This is a genomic window from Novosphingobium bradum, from assembly GCF_042646485.1.
In the GTDB taxonomy this organism is placed as follows: Bacteria; Pseudomonadota; Alphaproteobacteria; order Sphingomonadales; family Sphingomonadaceae; genus Novosphingobium; species Novosphingobium bradum.
The window spans coordinates 250,534-265,339 of sequence record NZ_JBHRTQ010000007.1; the positions used below are offsets into that span (position 1 = coordinate 250,534).

Genomic DNA, 14,806 nt, shown 5'->3' on the forward strand with positions numbered 1-14,806 from the left:
ATGTTCGGGAAAGTTGAACGATGGACGTAGGGCAGCCGACGCTGGACCAGATCCGCCTGTTCCTGGCGGTGGTGGATGAAGGCAGCTTCAATGGCGCTGCCCGCCGGCTGGGGCGCGCCATATCGGTGGTGAGCTACGGGATCGCCGCCCTCGAGGCGCAGCTTGGCGTCACGTTGTTCGCCCGCGAAGGCTCGCGCCGGCCGGTGCTGACCGATGCGGGCAAGGCGATGCTGGCCAATGCCCGCGCGGTGACCGACGAGGTCGATGCCCTGGTGGCCGGCGTGCGAAGCTTCAACCAGGGACTGGAGCCGGAACTGACCCTGGCGGTCGATGTCATGTATCCGACCGCCCAGGTCGCCGGCATCCTGCGCGAATTCGAGCAGGTCTTCCCGACGGTGGAGCTGCGCCTGCACGTCGAGGCGCTCGGGGCGATCGCGGCGCTGGTGCTGGAAGGGCGGGCCAACCTTGGCATCGGCGGGCCGGTGATCGTGGATGATCCCGCGCTGGAGCGGATGGCGATCGGCGCGGTCGAGCTCGTGCCCGTGGCCGCGCCGTCCCATGCCCTGGCGCGCATGGCGCGGATCCTGCCCGGGACCAGCCGGCAGTACCGCCAACTGGTGCTGACCGATCGCTCGCCGCTGACCGAGGGGCGGGATTTTTCCGTGCTGAGTGCCCGGACCTGGCGGCTCGCCGATCTTGGCGCCAAGCACGCCTTGCTGCTCGATGGGATCGGCTGGGGCAATATGCCGCGCCATGCCGTGGCCGAAGACCTGGCGGCGGGGCGGCTGGTTCGGCTGGCGATCCCCGAGGCGCCGGGCATCGGCTATGGATTCAACGCCCTGTGGCGCAGGGATTGCCCGCCGGGACCGGCGCGGGCCTGGATGCTCCGGGCCATTGCCGACCGGCTGGAGGCGCGGCGCGGATGAGGGACCGCCGCGCCATGCCGGTTCAGGCCGGAGGGTGGCCCGGGCCTTCGACAAGGCATCGCGCCACCTTGATGTCGGCGCGCAGCCAGGTGTCGAAATCGGCGGGGCGCAGGATGACCGGGAGGGCACCGGCTGCGCCCGAGGTCAGCACGGCAAAGCTCGGAATTTCGGAATCGCGCCAGATGCCCGCGCAGGCCAGCAGCGGCCAGGCCGGATCGGAGAACCAGCTAGCCCCCTTGCGGAAATGGGTCATCGGCACGAGGCAGCGGAACCGGGCGTGGCGCAGGGTGCCGATCCAGAACGGGCTGGCCAGGTTGCGAACGAAAGGCACCAGGTGATCGCCCCGGGGTGGGGGCGGGACGCCCCATTGGCGCGGAACCATGTGACGGCCCCGCTCCCGGTCGTTGATCATCACCGGCGCATAGCCGCCCGGCACGACCTCGCCCCCCGGCCAGACGTCGCCCGCGCGATCGGCGCCCATGGCCTCGGCAATCTGCCGGGCGGTGGCCTGGAGGCGATAGGCCGGCGGGATGCGCGGCTAGCCCAGCTTCAGGCCGAGTTCGGCCAGCAATTGCGCCGCCTGGTCGGGCGAGATGGTGGCCCCGCGAAACAGCGCGGCGTCGACCAACCGCAATCCGCCCAGATCGGCCCCGCGCAGGTCTGCCTTGTCGAACCGCGCGCCGGCCAGCAGGGCATCGCGCAGGCTGCAGGCCTCGAACACCACTTCGCGCAAGTCGGCCTTTCGCAGGTCGGCCTGGCTGAAATCGAGGCGTCGCAGGTGCTGCTTGCGAAAACCCAGCCCGGCCAGTTTCGCCCCGGCCAGCAGCACTTCCTCGCAGTGGACATCGATGATGCGCGCGTCGGTCAGGTCGGCGCCGGTCAGCTTGCTGCCGATGATGCGCGCGCTGGTGAGGCGGGCGTGGCGCAAGTCGGCGTTGTTGAAATCGCACGACTGGATCGCGGCTTCGGTCAGGTCGGCGCCGAAGAGCCGCGCGAACGGCGCGCGGCACGAGAGCCATTGCGTGCGCTCCAGGCTGGCCTGGCCCAGGTTGGCGCGGCGCAGGGCGCAGCGTTCGAAGCGCCAGCCGGCAAGGTCGAGCTCGGCGAGATCGGCCTCGTCGAGATCGCAGTCGACCAGGTGGACGGCGCCGCCGCCGGGCACGGCGAGGAGCGCCGCGACATCGGCGCGGGCAAGCCGTGCCCCTTCAACCACGCGGGCAAGAACGATCGGGGAGGTCATCCTGCCTGATAGGGCGTTCCTGGCGGCCGGGTAAAGCGGCCTGCGCGAGGGGGCGCCTTGCCGGATATCGCCGGCGCGGTGCCAGCGCGTTGCCAAGCCCGGGACCAGCCCGCATGATGAGGCGGAAGGCTACCTCCGGGCAAGGACAATCGGGGGAGCATGGCAACAGCTTGGAGAGGTGTGCGTGGATCATCAGCAGCAACGCGAAGCGGCCGGACAGGCGGCGCTCAAGGCGCTCCACCTGGAGCAGGGCGGGCCGGGCCGGGCAACGCCGTTTCGCCGCTATCGGCGCGACTTCGTGTTTGCCGAGATCTGGCCGCGGCCGGGCCTCGGGCTGGCCGAGCGCTGGGTGATCGCGCTCAGCTGCGTGGGCTATACCGCCAACGGCGTGGAGAACGAGCGCTATGCCCATGGCGCCCTGGCCTCGGGCGCGCTGAACCTTGGGGAATTGCGCGAGGCGGTCTTGCAGTTCGCGGTCTATTGCGGCTGGTACAAGGCCGAATTGCTCGACGATGCGATCTCGCGCGCGGCGGACCGGCTGGGCATTGCCGAGCCGAGCGGGCCGGCGCCGGTATCGCAGTCGGTCGCCGAGCGTTCGGCGCAGGGCAGCGTCACCTGGCAGTCGGTCATGACCTTCCCGCCGCCCACCACGCAGGATCCCTATACCGCCGTGGGCATCCTGCCGCACGTGTTCGGCGAGATGTGGGATCGGCCGGGGCTCAGCCGCAAGCTGCGGCGGATCATCACGGTGGCCTGCTGCGGCCTCAACGACGCCGAGGTTCCCATTCGCGCGCACGTTTATGCCTCGCTGAATTCAGGCGACGTGACGATTGCCGAAATGGGCGAGTTCGCGCTGCACTATGCCGCCTATACCGGGTGGCCCAAGGCGTCCGACCTGCAGGCGCTGGTGTTCGACGTGATCGCGCGGATGCGCGACGGGCGCTGGTACATGGACACGCGGCAGCCGCCAAAGCCGGCGCCCTGAGCCGGGGGCGATCCGCGCGGACGGTTCGGGGGATCGGCGGCGCGCGCCGATTCGCGTATGATGGCCTTGTCGAGGCCGGGACGGGAAGGGAGCCGGCCCGCGCCAGCAGGCCTGCTCCCTCCAGTCAGTGCGGCGATCAGCTGCCGAAGTTGTACTTGATCCGGATGCCGTAGAAGCGCGGTTCGCCATATTGCTGCGAGACGAAACCGGCGCTGGTGCGGCTGTCGAACACGGTGTTGAAGTACTTCTTGCCGGTCACATTGGTGGCGAACACCGCCGCGTCGATCGGCGATCCGGCGATCCCCTTCCACGTTGCGTTGAGGTTCAGCAGCCCGAACGACGGCACGATCCCGAGCGGCCCGGCATTGCGGTCGTAGATGTAGTGATCGGTCCAGGTGTAGGTGGCCGAGACACTGAGATTCCCGGCCGCCTCGTCGATCGGCAGGCGATAGGAGGCCGTGGCGCTGAACTTGTGCTTGGGCGTCTGCGGCAGCTCGCCTCCGGCCACCACCGGCGGGATGAAGATGTCATAGGGGCTGCCGGAAACCGGCCCGGGTACGAAATTGACCGCCAGGACCTTGGCATCGATGTAGGCATAGTTGCCCTGGAGCGAGAAGCCTTCGAACGGCGAAATGCCGGCTTCCACCTCAAGTCCGCGGATCCGCGACTTGCCCGCGTTGACGATCGCCAGGGTTGCCGCGGCGGCGCCGTTGGAGGCCTGGAGGCGGCCCGAAAGCTGCTGGTTGGCGAAATTGTTCCAGAACGCGGCGATGTTGAGGGTGCCGCTGATCGCGCCATGGAAGCTGCTCTTCAGGCCGACTTCGTAGGAATCGACCCTTTCCGGCTTGAAGATGTTGTAGGGCGGCGGGGCGTTGTAGCTGACCGCGCCCTGGCGATAGCCGCGCGCATATTTGGCATAGAGCAGCACGTCCTCGATCGGCTTGTAATCGAGGTTGAGCAGCCAGGTCGGCGCCTTGGAATCCTGGCGCGCGATGATCCGGCAATCGGCATCCGAACCCGGGATCGTGCAGACCCGGAGCGGCGAGGGCAGCGGGGTGCCGGCGGCAAGCTGGAGGCCGTTGGCGCCGCGGACGCCATCGGACCCGTTCGAGTTGAAGTAGGTGATGAACTGGATCGCGTTGGCCAGGGTGCGGTCCCAGGTATAGCGGAACCCGCCGGTCAGCTTGAGCTGGTCGGTGATGGCGTAGGTGGCCTGGGCATAGAGGCCGATATCGCGCAGCGAGACGATGGCGTTGTTGTAGTTGACGTTGCCGATCCGGTTTCCGAGCAGCAGGCCCGGAACGTCCGTGCAGACGAAATTGGTGAGATCGCTGCACGAGGCGAAGATCGGCGTCTGCGAACCGGTGTAGGAGTTCGGCGTGCTGTTCTCGTAGTAGGCGCCGGCCTGGTAGGTCAGGCGGTCTCCGGAATTGCCCTGGATCTGGAACTCCCAGGTGACGTTGCGCTGGTCGGTCGTGTTGCCGTGGGGGATGCTGTAGGAGCGCGCGAAGTTGAAGGTGCGGCCTTCGAGCGCCCCGGTCGGCCGGGAGAAGGTGCTGGTGAGCTGGACGGTTGCGGGCACCGTGTAGAACCCGCCGAACAGTTCCGACTGGGTCCGGCCGGCGACTTCCGAATAGCTCAGGATGTTCTTCAGGCGCAGGTTGTCGTTCACCTGGAGGGTCGTGGTGTTGATGATCTGCCAGGTCCGCTGGTCAAGCTTGGGATCGGCCTCGATGTTGCTGCCGACGTAGAATTCGCCCGTGGCGGTTTCGCGCGCCATGCGCTGGCAGCTGAACTGCCCGAGAACCGAGGCCAGCGTGAGCGCGGACGATGCGGGCGGCGAGAAGGCGCAGTTCGGGCCGGACACGGTCAGCGTGGTCTTGGGCAGCGGGCCGTTGTCGTGCGAGCTGGCGTAGGAGACGATCGTGTAGTTTTCCAGCGACGGGCTGAGGTCGACCACCAGGCTGGCACGCGCGGCGATGTAGTGCAGGTTGCCGAAATCTTCCGGGCCGATGCCCGAGATGTTGTGGATGTAGCCCTTGCGGTCGTTCCAGTCGACGCCGACGCGGAACCGCGCGACATCGCTCAGGGGCAGGTTGATCACGGCCTCGATGCGCTTCTGGTCGTAGTTGCCGTAGGTTCCCTCGACATAGCCTTCGAACTTGTCCTTGGGCTTCTGCGGCACCAGCAGGATCGAGCCGCCGGTGGTGTTGCGACCGAACAGGGTGCCCTGCGGCCCCTTGAGCACCTGGACGTTCTGGAGGTCGAAGAACGAGCCCGGCCCGGCGCCGTCACCCGCGGGCGATCCCGCGTTGCCCGCGCGGGGCGCGACCACATCGGCGAAGAACACGCCGACCGAGGCCGTGGTCCGCAGATCCTGGCGGAACCCGCGGATCGCGAAGGTGGCGCCGTTGGGACCGAAGCGGTTGTCGACCTGCAGCGAGGGCGTGTACTTGGCCAGATCGGTGGCCGTGGCCACGTTGCGCTGGGCAAGCTGGTCCTGGTTGAACACCGTGATCGAGATCGGCACGTCCTGGAGGCGTTCCTCGACGCGGCGGGCGGTCACGATGATGTCAGACATATCGTCCTGGCGCCGGACCGGCGCGGCATCGGCCGCAGGCGCTGTCGCGGCGGGGGCCGGCGTGCCCTGGGCCTGGGCCGAGACCGCCGACAGCGCAGCGACCGCGCTCGACGCACACAGAAGTGCTCTCAGATAAACAGAGTTCATGCCATTCCTCTCCGTTTTTGGCCCGTGGTTCGCGCGAACACGTTAACTTCGCAATGTCGTGTATTGCGCCGGAGCCTTCTTTTTAGAACCAAAGCCTAGCAGGTAAGACCATGCCCGAATACCGGCATATATTTTTCGTATCATGTGAAATCCGCCGCATTGCGTTGTGGAGGGTGTGCTATAGAAAAGTCATGTATTTCAGATAGATATGCTGGATATGTTGGCTTGGGTGCGCGGCTTTTCGCGCGCATCGGGCGTTCTGGCGCCGATCGGCGCCATCAGTGATCGCCGCGGCGATTTGACAGGGCGCTGCCGTTTACAGCCGTCGCAACGCGCGTCCATGAAGTCGGCATGGCGAGTGACTGCGGCTCGAACCATGTCCCTGGAGTGAAGGCGGCGTCGCTATCGGTTCCGATCCGCTCCCTGGTCGCGGCGCCGCGGGCCATTCGCTGGCCGGCCGCGCCCCGCCGGGACCACGACCAGCTGTGCAAGGGCCGGCCCAGGGCCGGCGGCTAAACGAAGGAGAGGGATCACATGACCATCCGCGTCGCCCAATGGGCCTTTGGCAATGTCGGCAAAATCACCATCGAGGAGATGGTCAAGGATCCCGAGATCGAGCTGGTCGCCTGCTATACCCGGCCCGGAGACAAGACCGGGAAGGACGTCGGCGAGCTGATCGGCCTTGGCCCCATCGGCCTGGCGACCGTCAGCAGCCTGGCCGAGGTGGTCGCCGCCAAGCCCGATCTCGTCCTCTATATGCCGCTGATCTGGGATGTCGATGCGATGGTCGGCCTGCTCGAGGCGGGGGTCAACGTGATCTCGACCGCCAATTTCCTGACCGGCTGGTCCTATGGCCGCGAGGCGCAGGACCGGCTCAAGGCGGCGGCGCTGAAGGGCGGCGCCTCGCTGTTCGGCACCGGCATCAATCCCGGTTTCGCGCAGATGCTGGCCGTGCTGGGCACCCATGTCTCGCGGCGGGTTGATTTCATCAAGGTGCAGGAATCGGTCGAGGCCTCCTATTACAACTCGCCGGAAACCTGGCGCGCCCTGGGCTTCGGCGGGCCGCGCGATGCGCCCGGCGCGCTTGACCGGGTCCGCGATCGCGCCGGGGTCTTCGCCGACTGCGTGGAGATGATCGCGCTGTCGCTGGGGGTCGTTCTCGACGACATCCTGTTCGAAGGCGAACTGGGCGTGGCCACCGAAGATCTCGATTTCGGCTACATGACCATCGCCAAGGGCATGGCCTGCGGGATGAACATCCGGTTCGTCGGCATCAAGGACGGCAAGCGGCTGGTGCAGGTCGGCACGATGACGCGCCTTGGAAATGCCATGGAGCCGGACTGGCAGCCCCACCAGGGCTATCGGATCGACATCACCGGGATGCCCAATACCCAGATTACCTTCCATTCCAGCGGGGATACCACCGGCGCATTGCAGACCGCGATGCCGGCCATCCATGCGATCCGCCCGGTCCTGGCCGCCAAGCCCGGCCTGGTCCTGGCCTCGGACCTGCCGCTGATGGGGGCGCCCCACCGGCTCGGCTAGGGGCCGCCTCAGGCTATGCGATGTCGCCGGGCTGGAAGACCGGAATTTCCTCGACACCCAGCATCAGGACAACCGGGATCCTGCGGTCCGTGCGCTTCTGGTAATTGGCATAGAAGGGGTGGCAATCGACCAGGAAATCCCAGACCTTCTGGCGTTCGGCCCCTTCCGGTTCGCGCCAGGTGGCGCGGAAGGCCTGGGTGGCGATCTGAAAGTCGATCCGGTCCGCCGCCGTCAGGTTGAGATACCACGACGGATGCTCGTCCGCCCCGCCCTTCGAGGCGACGATCGCCACCTCGCCCGCGATGTCGGCATAGGTGAGCGGGGTGATCATCGTCTTCCCGCTCTTGCGGCCGCGATAGCGGATCAGGCAATGGGTGGCGAAGGACCGGCCGCCGGACGCGCGAATATCCAGGATGTGGCCCTTGGCGCCGCCGGTCTCCAGGTAGGCCTGTCGATGCTCGTGCACGAAATTCACGACCCGCCGGGTGATCGGATTGGGAATGCTCTTGTCGCTCATCGGTCTCTCCTGCGAGCAGCCGGCGGCATGATCGGCCTGGCCGGTGTCCAGCGATGTCGGCCAGTGTGACGGCCTTCGATCGCTGGTGTCAAAGCAAATGCGTGCTGTGTCCCGCCGGTTCCGGTTGATGATGGTTGCCGGGGCGGGGAGGGGGCTTCGTAGAACTGCGGTATTGCCGGGGGCGGATGGCCCGGCGTTAGGTGAAGCTGGGCAGGGATGGCCCTGCTTCGCGGAGAAGCCGCCTGTGACCATGCCCCTCGTCCTGAACCTGGCCCTGCTGTGCTGCGGGACGGCTGGTCTGGCCGACACGGCGGGCGCTGCTCCGGCGGGCGAGGCGGGCGCGGTAACGATCAGCCGCGCCGCAGATGCCGGCGGGCAGCCGGTCGACATCGGCGCGGCGAGGAGCCAGCCGCGCACGGAGCGCCCGAGCGCGGTTGCCGGCGGGAAGGGGCAAGCGCCGGTTCGGACGACAATGGTTCGGCCCGCAACCGTGCGGACAACGGGCGGCTTCGGCTGGCGGGTCCATCCGCTGCTTGGCGGGGTGCGCCTGCATCGCGGCATCGACCTGGCCGGCCCCTACGGCGCGCCGATCCATTGCGCGAGCGAGGGTGTGGTCGTGGGCACCGGATGGCATGGTGGCTACGGACTGCTGGTGACTTTGGCGCACCCATCGGGCTTGCAGACCCGCTACGCCCATCTCGGCGGGATCGCGGTGGGCCTGGGGCAGCGCGTCCGCCGGGGCGACGTCATCGGCTATGTCGGGACGACCGGGCTCTCCACCGGACCGCACCTGCATTACGAGGTTCGCATCAACGGCATGGCCATCGATCCCTTGCCGCATCGGCGCTGACCTGAAGCGTGCGAACATTAGTCATCGCCAATACAGTGGTATTACGAGATTGTCCGGTTAGCCCATCGGCGTAACCCATCTGTTCGGGACGGGTAGGCACTTCTTGAGCTCCTGTTCGCAACGATCCGCCCGGCCAGGCCGGCTGGGCGGGCATGGCAAAGGACGTTAACCATGAGACAGTTCCTCAGGGCTTTCTTCTCCGATACCTCGGGCGCTTCCGCGGCCGAATACGCCCTCATCCTCTCGATCATCGGCGTTGCCCTTGCGGCTGCCGCCCTGGGCCTGAGCTACCAGATCAAGGGTTCGCTCAACAACGCCTCGAACCAGATCGCCCAGGGCTGCCCCGGCGGCAACTGCGCCGGCATCAACGGCCCCTCGGCGCCGTCCACCTGAGCGCGCCTGCCCGGCCATTGGCCGGGTAATTCGCCCCCATCCCCGATGGACAGCCACTCCACCGCCGCTTCGGCGGGCGGTGGAGTGCGCCCTGTCGTCATCCGAACAGCTGGAGGAACGCGTGCAGAAGCGCAATCTGATCCTGCTCGCAGTCGCGGTGTTGATCGGCGTCTTTGCCGTCGTGCTGGCCAATGCATGGTTCTCCGGCATGGAGACCAGGCAGCAAGGCACGGTCCGGCAGCAGGAGACGGCCCGCATCGTGGTTGCCGCAGCGCCGCTCGATTTCGGCGCCAGCCTCAATTCCACCAACGTGCGGCTGCAGGACTGGCCGGCGGCATCGGTGCCCGAAGGCGCCTTCCGGACCGTTCCGGACGCCCTCAAGAACGAGCGTGTCGTGTTGCGGCCGCTCGTCGCGGGTGAGCCGCTCCTGGCGAGCAACGTCAGCGGCGCCAATGGCCGGGCCACGCTCGCCGCGCTGCTGCCCCAGGGTATGCGCGCGATCTCGATCGCGGTGAACGATGTGCGCGGGGTTTCGGGCTTCGTGCTGCCGGGCACCCTGGTTGACGTGCTGCTTACCCGCCAGATCGACGGCGGCGGCGCCCAGAACAACGATATGCGCTCTGACGTGGTGCTGAAGGGCGTGCGCGTGCTCGCCATCGACCAGTTGGCCAGCGACCGCCAGAACGAACCGAAGGTGGCCCGCACCGCCACGCTCGCCGTCTCGCTGCGCGATGCCCAGCGGCTGGCCATCGCCGAGAAGATCGGCTCGCTCAGCCTGGCCCTGCGCCGGCTCGAGGACGGCGTGGCCGATGTTGGCAGCGGCACGCAACTGGTGACCAGCCGCGACGTGGCCGGCCCGCGCATCGCCATTCCCGCCCGGCAGGCCGCGGCGGCGGGCATTGCGGCCCAGTCCTACCGCGCTGAGTCCTACCGCGCTGAGTCCTACCGCGCTGGCGGGATCATGCCGCCGGCCCTGCCGTCCATTGGCGGCGCCGCCGCCATCACGCCGGTCCGTGCCGGCCCGATCCTTACCGTGGTGAGGGGCGTCGAGCCCACCGACTATCCGGTCGGCCAGGCGCTCGGCCGGTAACAAGAGGGGAAACCGAGATGAAGTTCCTCAACAGCGGAATCTGCGCGCTCGCCCTGGTGGCGACCGGAGCGACCGCCGCGCCCGCCCTGGCCGAAGCGGCCCGGCCGCAAGTGCCCCTTCCGCCGATCGCCCGCCATGCCGGCGAGCTGGAGGTTGCGGTCCACAAGAGCCAGGTCGTAACCGCCGATCGGCCGATCGCCCGGGCCATGATCGGCAGCGCCGAGGTGGCCGATGTGCTGCCGCTGTCGGACCGCTCGATCTACGTGCTCGGCAAGCAGTTCGGGACCACCAGCCTGACCCTTTACGATCGCCAGAACCGGGTGATCGCGGTGATGGACGTGGCGGTGGGGCCGGACGTGGACGGCCTGCGCCGGCAACTCGGCGAACTGCTTCCCGGCCAGGGCATCGACGCGCGGCTGATGAACGGCTCGGTGCTGCTGACCGGCATGGTCCATGATGCGGGCGCCGCCGCGCGGGCCGCCGAACTGGCGAAGGGCTTCGCCGGCGACAAGGTCATCAATATGCTCACGGTTGGCGGCAGCCAGCAGATCATGCTCGAGGTGCGCTTCGCCGAAGTGACCCGCCAGGCCGGCGAGCAGCTTGGCCTGCGCGGGATCGGCGTGGCCCGGGATGGCCGGTTCGGCGTGGTGCTGGGCTCCGGCTCGGCGGTGACGCCGGGCGGCGGATCGCTGCTCAACAATGGCGCCGCCGCGCCCGGGCTGGTGCTGGGCGGGGTGGCCGACACCTTCGGGGCGCTGACCAAGTCGTTCACGATCGGCTCGGTGAGCATCGATGCCACGCTTGATGCGCTTGAAAAGCGGGGGCTGTCCAAGACCCTGGCCGAGCCCACCCTGGTGGCGCTGTCGGGGGAGCGGGCATCGTTCCTGGCGGGCGGCGAATTCCCGATCCCGGTGGCCCAGACCGGCACCTCCACGGCGGGCACCTCGGCGATCTCGGTCGAGTTCAAGTCGTTCGGCGTCAGCCTCGGGTTCACGCCCACGGTGCTGGCCGACAACGTGATCAGCCTGGTGGTCGAACCCGAGGTCAGCTCGCTCGATCCGTCGGCCTCGGTTTCGGTCGGCGGGCTGGTGATCCCGGGGCTCAGGACCCGGCGGGCCAGCACCACGATCGAACTGCGTGACGGCGAGAGCTTTGCCATCGCCGGCCTGCTCAGCCGCGACTTCCAGACCACGGTCCGCCAGTTCCCGCTGCTCGGCTCGATCCCGATCATCGGCACGCTGTTCCGCTCCTCGGGCTTCTCCAAGGGCGAGACCGAGCTGCTGATCGTCGTCACCCCGCATCTCGTTGCGCCGCTCCGGCCCGGCCAGGTGCGCCTGCCGACCGATCGGATCGCCGACCCCAAGGCGACCGACGTGCTGATCGACGGCGAGGGCTACCACCCGCGCGCGCTGCCACCCCAGGCCGGCGCCCCCGCGCCCGCCGCGCCGCCGGCCCCGGCATCCGCCCCGGCCCAGCCCAAGGAGCAAGGTTATGAATTCTGACCGCAAGACCTGCCTCGGCCTGGCCGTGCTCGCGCTGCTCGGCGGCTGCCAGGAGGATCTGGCCAGCACGGGCAAGCCGGTGGCCGGGTTCGGCGAGGCCAACCGCCAGACCATGATGGCCCAGGTGATCGATCCCGAGCCGGCCTATGACAGCCCGGTGCCGCCGACCAGCGCCCAGCACGCCGCCCAGGCGGCCGCCCGCCACGACGCCGACCGGATCAAGCAGCCCGAACGGGTCCGCTCCACGGAGTCGCCTTCCAGCAGTTCCAGCGGCCGCTAGGGCGCCCACGGAGCATAGAGTGACGCCGAGGGGTCTCCGTTCCGTCGTCAGGCACGCGCAGGGTGCGGCGGCACCGATGTTCGCCCTGTCGCTCGCCGCGCTGGTGGTGGTGGCCGGGGTGGGCTTCGACTACGGCCGCCTCGCCACCACGCAAAGCGAGTTGCAGAACGCCGCCGACCAGGCTGCCCTGGCGGCGGCGACCCAGCTCGATGGCGAGGCCGATGCGATGGCCCGGGCCGAGGCGGCGGCGCGCTCGGCCTTTGCCACGGCCGCCAGTGCCTATGTCAACGAGACCCGGGTGGCGAACGATTCGCAAGGGCGGCCGATCACCACGCTCCAGTTCGCCTTCTACCAGGACTATGCGAACGACGCGCCCAGCGGCGAACTGGACCCGGCTGGTGATGGCCGGAACGCCCACGTGGTCAGGGTCACGGTTGCCGGCCGCCAGGTGTTCTACGCACTGACCCCGATCGTTGCCGTGCTGACCTCGGGCGATATCGCCGCCCATGCCATGGCCAGGCTTGACCGGGCGGTCTGCCAGATGCCCACGGCCATGGTCTGCGTGGATCGCAGCGATTTCCAGCTCCCCACCAGCGAAGGCAAGGGGCTGGTCATGCGCTCACTGTCAAGCTCCGGGGTCGATCCGCTTGCGCCCGGCAACCTGGGTTTCCTCGACATCGGCTCGAGCCAGAGCTCGATGGGCGAGAACGTGGCCGACCCGTCGTGCCGCCTGGCCGAGAACGTCCAGACCCTGCCGGGCTTTCGCACCAACCAGTCGAGCGCCTTCGACACCCGCTTCGACATCTATCCCAACAATACCAAGCCCGACTGCACGCCGGGCACCGGCGACTTCTGCCCGGCCCAGGGCACCCGCAAGAACTACGTTCTGGCTGAGACGACCACGGTCACCACCAGTTCGGCCACGCCGCCGCCGCCGCCGGCCTGCGGCACCTATGACAGCCGCGCGAACGCGTGGGTGCCGAACGCGGGCGTGGTCAATTTCCCCGAGGACAAGTGCTTCTCCACCGGTGCCTGCACCTATCTCGGCGATGGCGACTGGGACATCGACGGCTATCTCGCCGCCAATCATCCCGGTGTTCTCGCTTCGCAGTTCGCCAAGGGCACCCGCTACGAGGTCTACAAGTGGGAACTGGCCGATCCAGCCACTCGCCTGGCGCCGCGGCTGGTCTCGTCAAGCGTCACGACCAGGAAGCAGGGCGCCAATTACCGGCACACCTTCGTCAACCAGTGTGCCTATGCCGAGCCGGTATTCGGCGCGCCGGTGACCCCCAGCCAGACCCAGAAGGACCGCCGGGTGATGACGGTCGCCGTGGTCGATTGCGAAGGGCTGCATGGCCGCGACGATGTCACGATCAAGGCCATCATGGACGTGTTCCTGCTCTCGCCCTCGATCGTCACGGGCAGCGGCAGCACCACCAAGGGCCAGTTCAATGTCGAGGTGATCGGGCCGGCGCTGCGGGCTGGCGATCTCAACGGCTTCCAGTTCTATGGCCGCAACAAGGCGGTGCTGATCCGATGACCGGCCCCAACACCATCCGGCCCATCATCCAGCGTCTGATCGGGCGCATTTCGGGCGCGAACGGCGGCAATGCGGGGGCCGAGCTGGCGCTCATCCTGCCGCTGCTGCTGGTCCTGCTGTTCGCCGGACTGGAGGCGGGGAACTTCATCTGGACCCAGCACAAGCTGGTGGAGGCGGTCCGCGATGGCGCGCGCTATGCCTCGCGGCTGGACCTTGCCGACTTCTGCCCGGCCTTCGCGCCCGCCGTGCAGGACCGGATCAAGCTGATCACCCGCACCGGGCAACTGGCCGATGCGGCCGCAAGGCCGGTAGTGCCGGGCTGGACCGCCGACATGGTGACCGTGACGGTGACCTGCGATGCCTTCGTCAAGACCGGGATCTACGCCGACATGAGCGATGGGACGAAAGGCCCGATCGTCGTGGTGGCGGCCGCCAACGTGCCCTATTCCTCGCTGTTCCACGTGCTTGGCGCGATCGAGCCAGACCGCACGAGGCCGGTCCTGATGGGCGCCCGGTCGAGCGCCGCGGTGATCGGGCTATGAGCCGGGTGGTTCGCCTTGTCCGCGGCCTCGCCGCCGTGTTGCGGCGCGAGCGCGGCGGCGCCAGTGCCGCCGAGTTCGCGCTGGTGGCGCCGCTGATCTTCCTGTTCCTGTTCGGGATCATCGATGTTGGCCGCTATGCCTGGGCGATCAACCAGCTGGAAAAGGCCACCCAGGTCGGCGTCCGCCACGCGGTCGCCACCGCGATCGTCCCCCAGGGGCTCAACGCCTACGACTTCAGCAATAGCTGCCCCGGCGGGGCGCTGCACATCGGCGACCGCATCTGCCGCGAGGCGCTTGGCACGATCAGTTGCTCGGCCAGTGCTGGCGCCGCGCAGTGCCGCTGCGTTGCGGGAGCCTGCACCAGCGGCATGATCGGCACGGTCGACGCGGCCGCCTTCAACCGGATCGTCACCCGGATGCAGATCATCGCGCCCGATATCGCCACCCGGGACGTGACGGTCAGCTACAGCGGGTCGGGCGTCGGCTTCCTGGGCGATCCGGCCACCGACGAGGCCGGCAATCCGCTCAGCGACGTCGCGCCGGTGGTGACCGTCGCGGTGAGCGGCGCGCGGATGCGCTTCCTCAGCCTGCTTGGCGGCTCGCTGGTCCTGCCTGGCGTTCACGCCTCCCTGATCCTCGAAGATGGAGTGGGCGCGATCGCCTATTGA

The 14,806-nt window shown here is 68.3% G+C and carries 15 protein-coding genes; 11 read left to right on the top strand and 4 right to left on the bottom strand.

Features of this window, described 5'->3' with window-relative positions; genetic code table 11:
- Positions 1 to 20: 20 nt before the first annotated feature.
- Complete coding sequence (locus ACFOD9_RS07155; RefSeq protein WP_379509398.1) at positions 21 to 926, top strand: LysR family transcriptional regulator; 906 nt, start codon at positions 21 to 23, stop codon at positions 924 to 926.
- Between the two features lie 22 nt (positions 927 to 948).
- Here ACFOD9_RS07155 and ACFOD9_RS07160 read toward each other — a convergent pair whose 3' ends face one another.
- Entirely contained in the window at positions 949 to 1,407 is a 459-nt protein-coding gene (locus ACFOD9_RS07160) for a hypothetical protein (RefSeq protein WP_379509399.1), read from the bottom strand.
- 57 nt (positions 1,408 to 1,464) lie between these two features.
- Complete coding sequence (locus ACFOD9_RS07165) at positions 1,465 to 2,166, bottom strand: pentapeptide repeat-containing protein (RefSeq protein WP_379509400.1); 702 nt, start codon at positions 2,164 to 2,166, stop codon at positions 1,465 to 1,467.
- A gap of 184 nt (positions 2,167 to 2,350) precedes the next feature.
- Between ACFOD9_RS07165 and ACFOD9_RS07170 the strand changes: the two genes are divergently transcribed.
- A complete protein-coding gene (locus ACFOD9_RS07170; protein ID WP_379509401.1) occupies positions 2,351 to 3,151 on the top strand; it encodes a carboxymuconolactone decarboxylase family protein in 801 nt (266 codons plus the stop codon).
- 136 nt (positions 3,152 to 3,287) lie between these two features.
- Here the strand turns inward: ACFOD9_RS07170 and ACFOD9_RS07175 are convergent, their stop codons facing one another.
- Positions 3,288 to 5,879: a TonB-dependent receptor gene (locus ACFOD9_RS07175; protein ID WP_379509402.1), complete on the bottom strand. Its 2,592-nt coding sequence runs from the start codon at positions 5,877 to 5,879 to the stop codon at positions 3,288 to 3,290.
- 534 nt (positions 5,880 to 6,413) lie between these two features.
- Here ACFOD9_RS07175 and ACFOD9_RS07180 point away from each other — a divergent pair.
- Positions 6,414 to 7,424, top strand: coding sequence for an NAD(P)H-dependent amine dehydrogenase family protein (locus ACFOD9_RS07180; RefSeq protein ID WP_379509403.1), 1,011 nt, complete (start codon positions 6,414 to 6,416; stop codon positions 7,422 to 7,424).
- 13 nt (positions 7,425 to 7,437) lie between these two features.
- On the opposite strand, the gene ACFOD9_RS07185 is transcribed toward ACFOD9_RS07180, so the two are convergent.
- Positions 7,438 to 7,941, bottom strand: a complete 504-nt coding sequence (locus tag ACFOD9_RS07185; RefSeq protein WP_379509404.1) for a nitroreductase/quinone reductase family protein — start codon at positions 7,939 to 7,941, stop codon at positions 7,438 to 7,440.
- A 250-nt stretch (positions 7,942 to 8,191) separates the two neighbouring features.
- On the opposite strand from ACFOD9_RS07185, the gene ACFOD9_RS07190 reads away from it, so the two are divergent.
- From ACFOD9_RS07190 to ACFOD9_RS07225, 8 genes are all read left to right on the top strand, one after another.
- The gene (locus ACFOD9_RS07190; RefSeq protein WP_379509956.1) at positions 8,192 to 8,791 is read left to right on the top strand and encodes a M23 family metallopeptidase; all 600 of its coding nucleotides are present in this window, start codon (positions 8,192 to 8,194) and stop codon (positions 8,789 to 8,791) included.
- Between the two features lie 171 nt (positions 8,792 to 8,962).
- Entirely contained in the window at positions 8,963 to 9,184 is a 222-nt protein-coding gene (locus ACFOD9_RS07195) for a Flp family type IVb pilin (protein ID WP_379509405.1), read from the top strand.
- 121 nt (positions 9,185 to 9,305) lie between these two features.
- Positions 9,306 to 10,274, top strand: coding sequence for a Flp pilus assembly protein CpaB (cpaB, locus tag ACFOD9_RS07200; protein WP_379509406.1), 969 nt, complete (start codon positions 9,306 to 9,308; stop codon positions 10,272 to 10,274).
- Between the two features lie 17 nt (positions 10,275 to 10,291).
- Positions 10,292 to 11,776: a type II and III secretion system protein family protein gene (locus ACFOD9_RS07205; protein ID WP_379509407.1), complete on the top strand. Its 1,485-nt coding sequence runs from the start codon at positions 10,292 to 10,294 to the stop codon at positions 11,774 to 11,776.
- Complete coding sequence (locus ACFOD9_RS07210) at positions 11,766 to 12,056, top strand: hypothetical protein (RefSeq protein WP_379509408.1); 291 nt, start codon at positions 11,766 to 11,768, stop codon at positions 12,054 to 12,056. The genes ACFOD9_RS07205 and ACFOD9_RS07210 overlap by 11 nt, the downstream gene beginning before the upstream one ends.
- A 19-nt stretch (positions 12,057 to 12,075) precedes the next feature.
- Entirely contained in the window at positions 12,076 to 13,596 is a 1,521-nt protein-coding gene (locus tag ACFOD9_RS07215) for a TadE/TadG family type IV pilus assembly protein (protein ID WP_379509409.1), read from the top strand.
- Positions 13,593 to 14,138, top strand: coding sequence for a TadE/TadG family type IV pilus assembly protein (locus ACFOD9_RS07220; protein ID WP_379509410.1), 546 nt, complete (start codon positions 13,593 to 13,595; stop codon positions 14,136 to 14,138). The genes ACFOD9_RS07215 and ACFOD9_RS07220 overlap by 4 nt, the downstream gene beginning before the upstream one ends.
- Positions 14,135 to 14,806 carry a TadE family protein gene (locus ACFOD9_RS07225; protein WP_379509411.1) on the top strand — a complete coding sequence of 224 codons (672 nt, stop codon included), beginning with the start codon at positions 14,135 to 14,137 and terminating at the stop codon, positions 14,804 to 14,806. The genes ACFOD9_RS07220 and ACFOD9_RS07225 overlap by 4 nt, the downstream gene beginning before the upstream one ends.

Coding starts and splice junctions, on each gene's coding strand:
- ACFOD9_RS07155 (WP_379509398.1), top strand. CDS start 21: ATGGACGTAGGGCAGCCGACGCTGGACCAGATCCGCCTGTTCCTGGCG.
- ACFOD9_RS07160 (WP_379509399.1), bottom strand. CDS start 1,407: ATGGGCGCCGATCGCGCGGGCGACGTCTGGCCGGGGGGCGAGGTCGTG.
- ACFOD9_RS07165 (WP_379509400.1), bottom strand. CDS start 2,166: ATGACCTCCCCGATCGTTCTTGCCCGCGTGGTTGAAGGGGCACGGCTT.
- ACFOD9_RS07175 (WP_379509402.1), bottom strand. CDS start 5,879: ATGAACTCTGTTTATCTGAGAGCACTTCTGTGTGCGTCGAGCGCGGTC.
- ACFOD9_RS07180 (WP_379509403.1), top strand. CDS start 6,414: ATGACCATCCGCGTCGCCCAATGGGCCTTTGGCAATGTCGGCAAAATC.
- ACFOD9_RS07185 (WP_379509404.1), bottom strand. CDS start 7,941: ATGAGCGACAAGAGCATTCCCAATCCGATCACCCGGCGGGTCGTGAAT.
- ACFOD9_RS07190 (WP_379509956.1), top strand. CDS start 8,192: ATGCCCCTCGTCCTGAACCTGGCCCTGCTGTGCTGCGGGACGGCTGGT.
- ACFOD9_RS07195 (WP_379509405.1), top strand. CDS start 8,963: ATGAGACAGTTCCTCAGGGCTTTCTTCTCCGATACCTCGGGCGCTTCC.
- ACFOD9_RS07205 (WP_379509407.1), top strand. CDS start 10,292: ATGAAGTTCCTCAACAGCGGAATCTGCGCGCTCGCCCTGGTGGCGACC.
- ACFOD9_RS07210 (WP_379509408.1), top strand. CDS start 11,766: ATGAATTCTGACCGCAAGACCTGCCTCGGCCTGGCCGTGCTCGCGCTG.
- ACFOD9_RS07220 (WP_379509410.1), top strand. CDS start 13,593: ATGACCGGCCCCAACACCATCCGGCCCATCATCCAGCGTCTGATCGGG.
- ACFOD9_RS07225 (WP_379509411.1), top strand. CDS start 14,135: ATGAGCCGGGTGGTTCGCCTTGTCCGCGGCCTCGCCGCCGTGTTGCGG.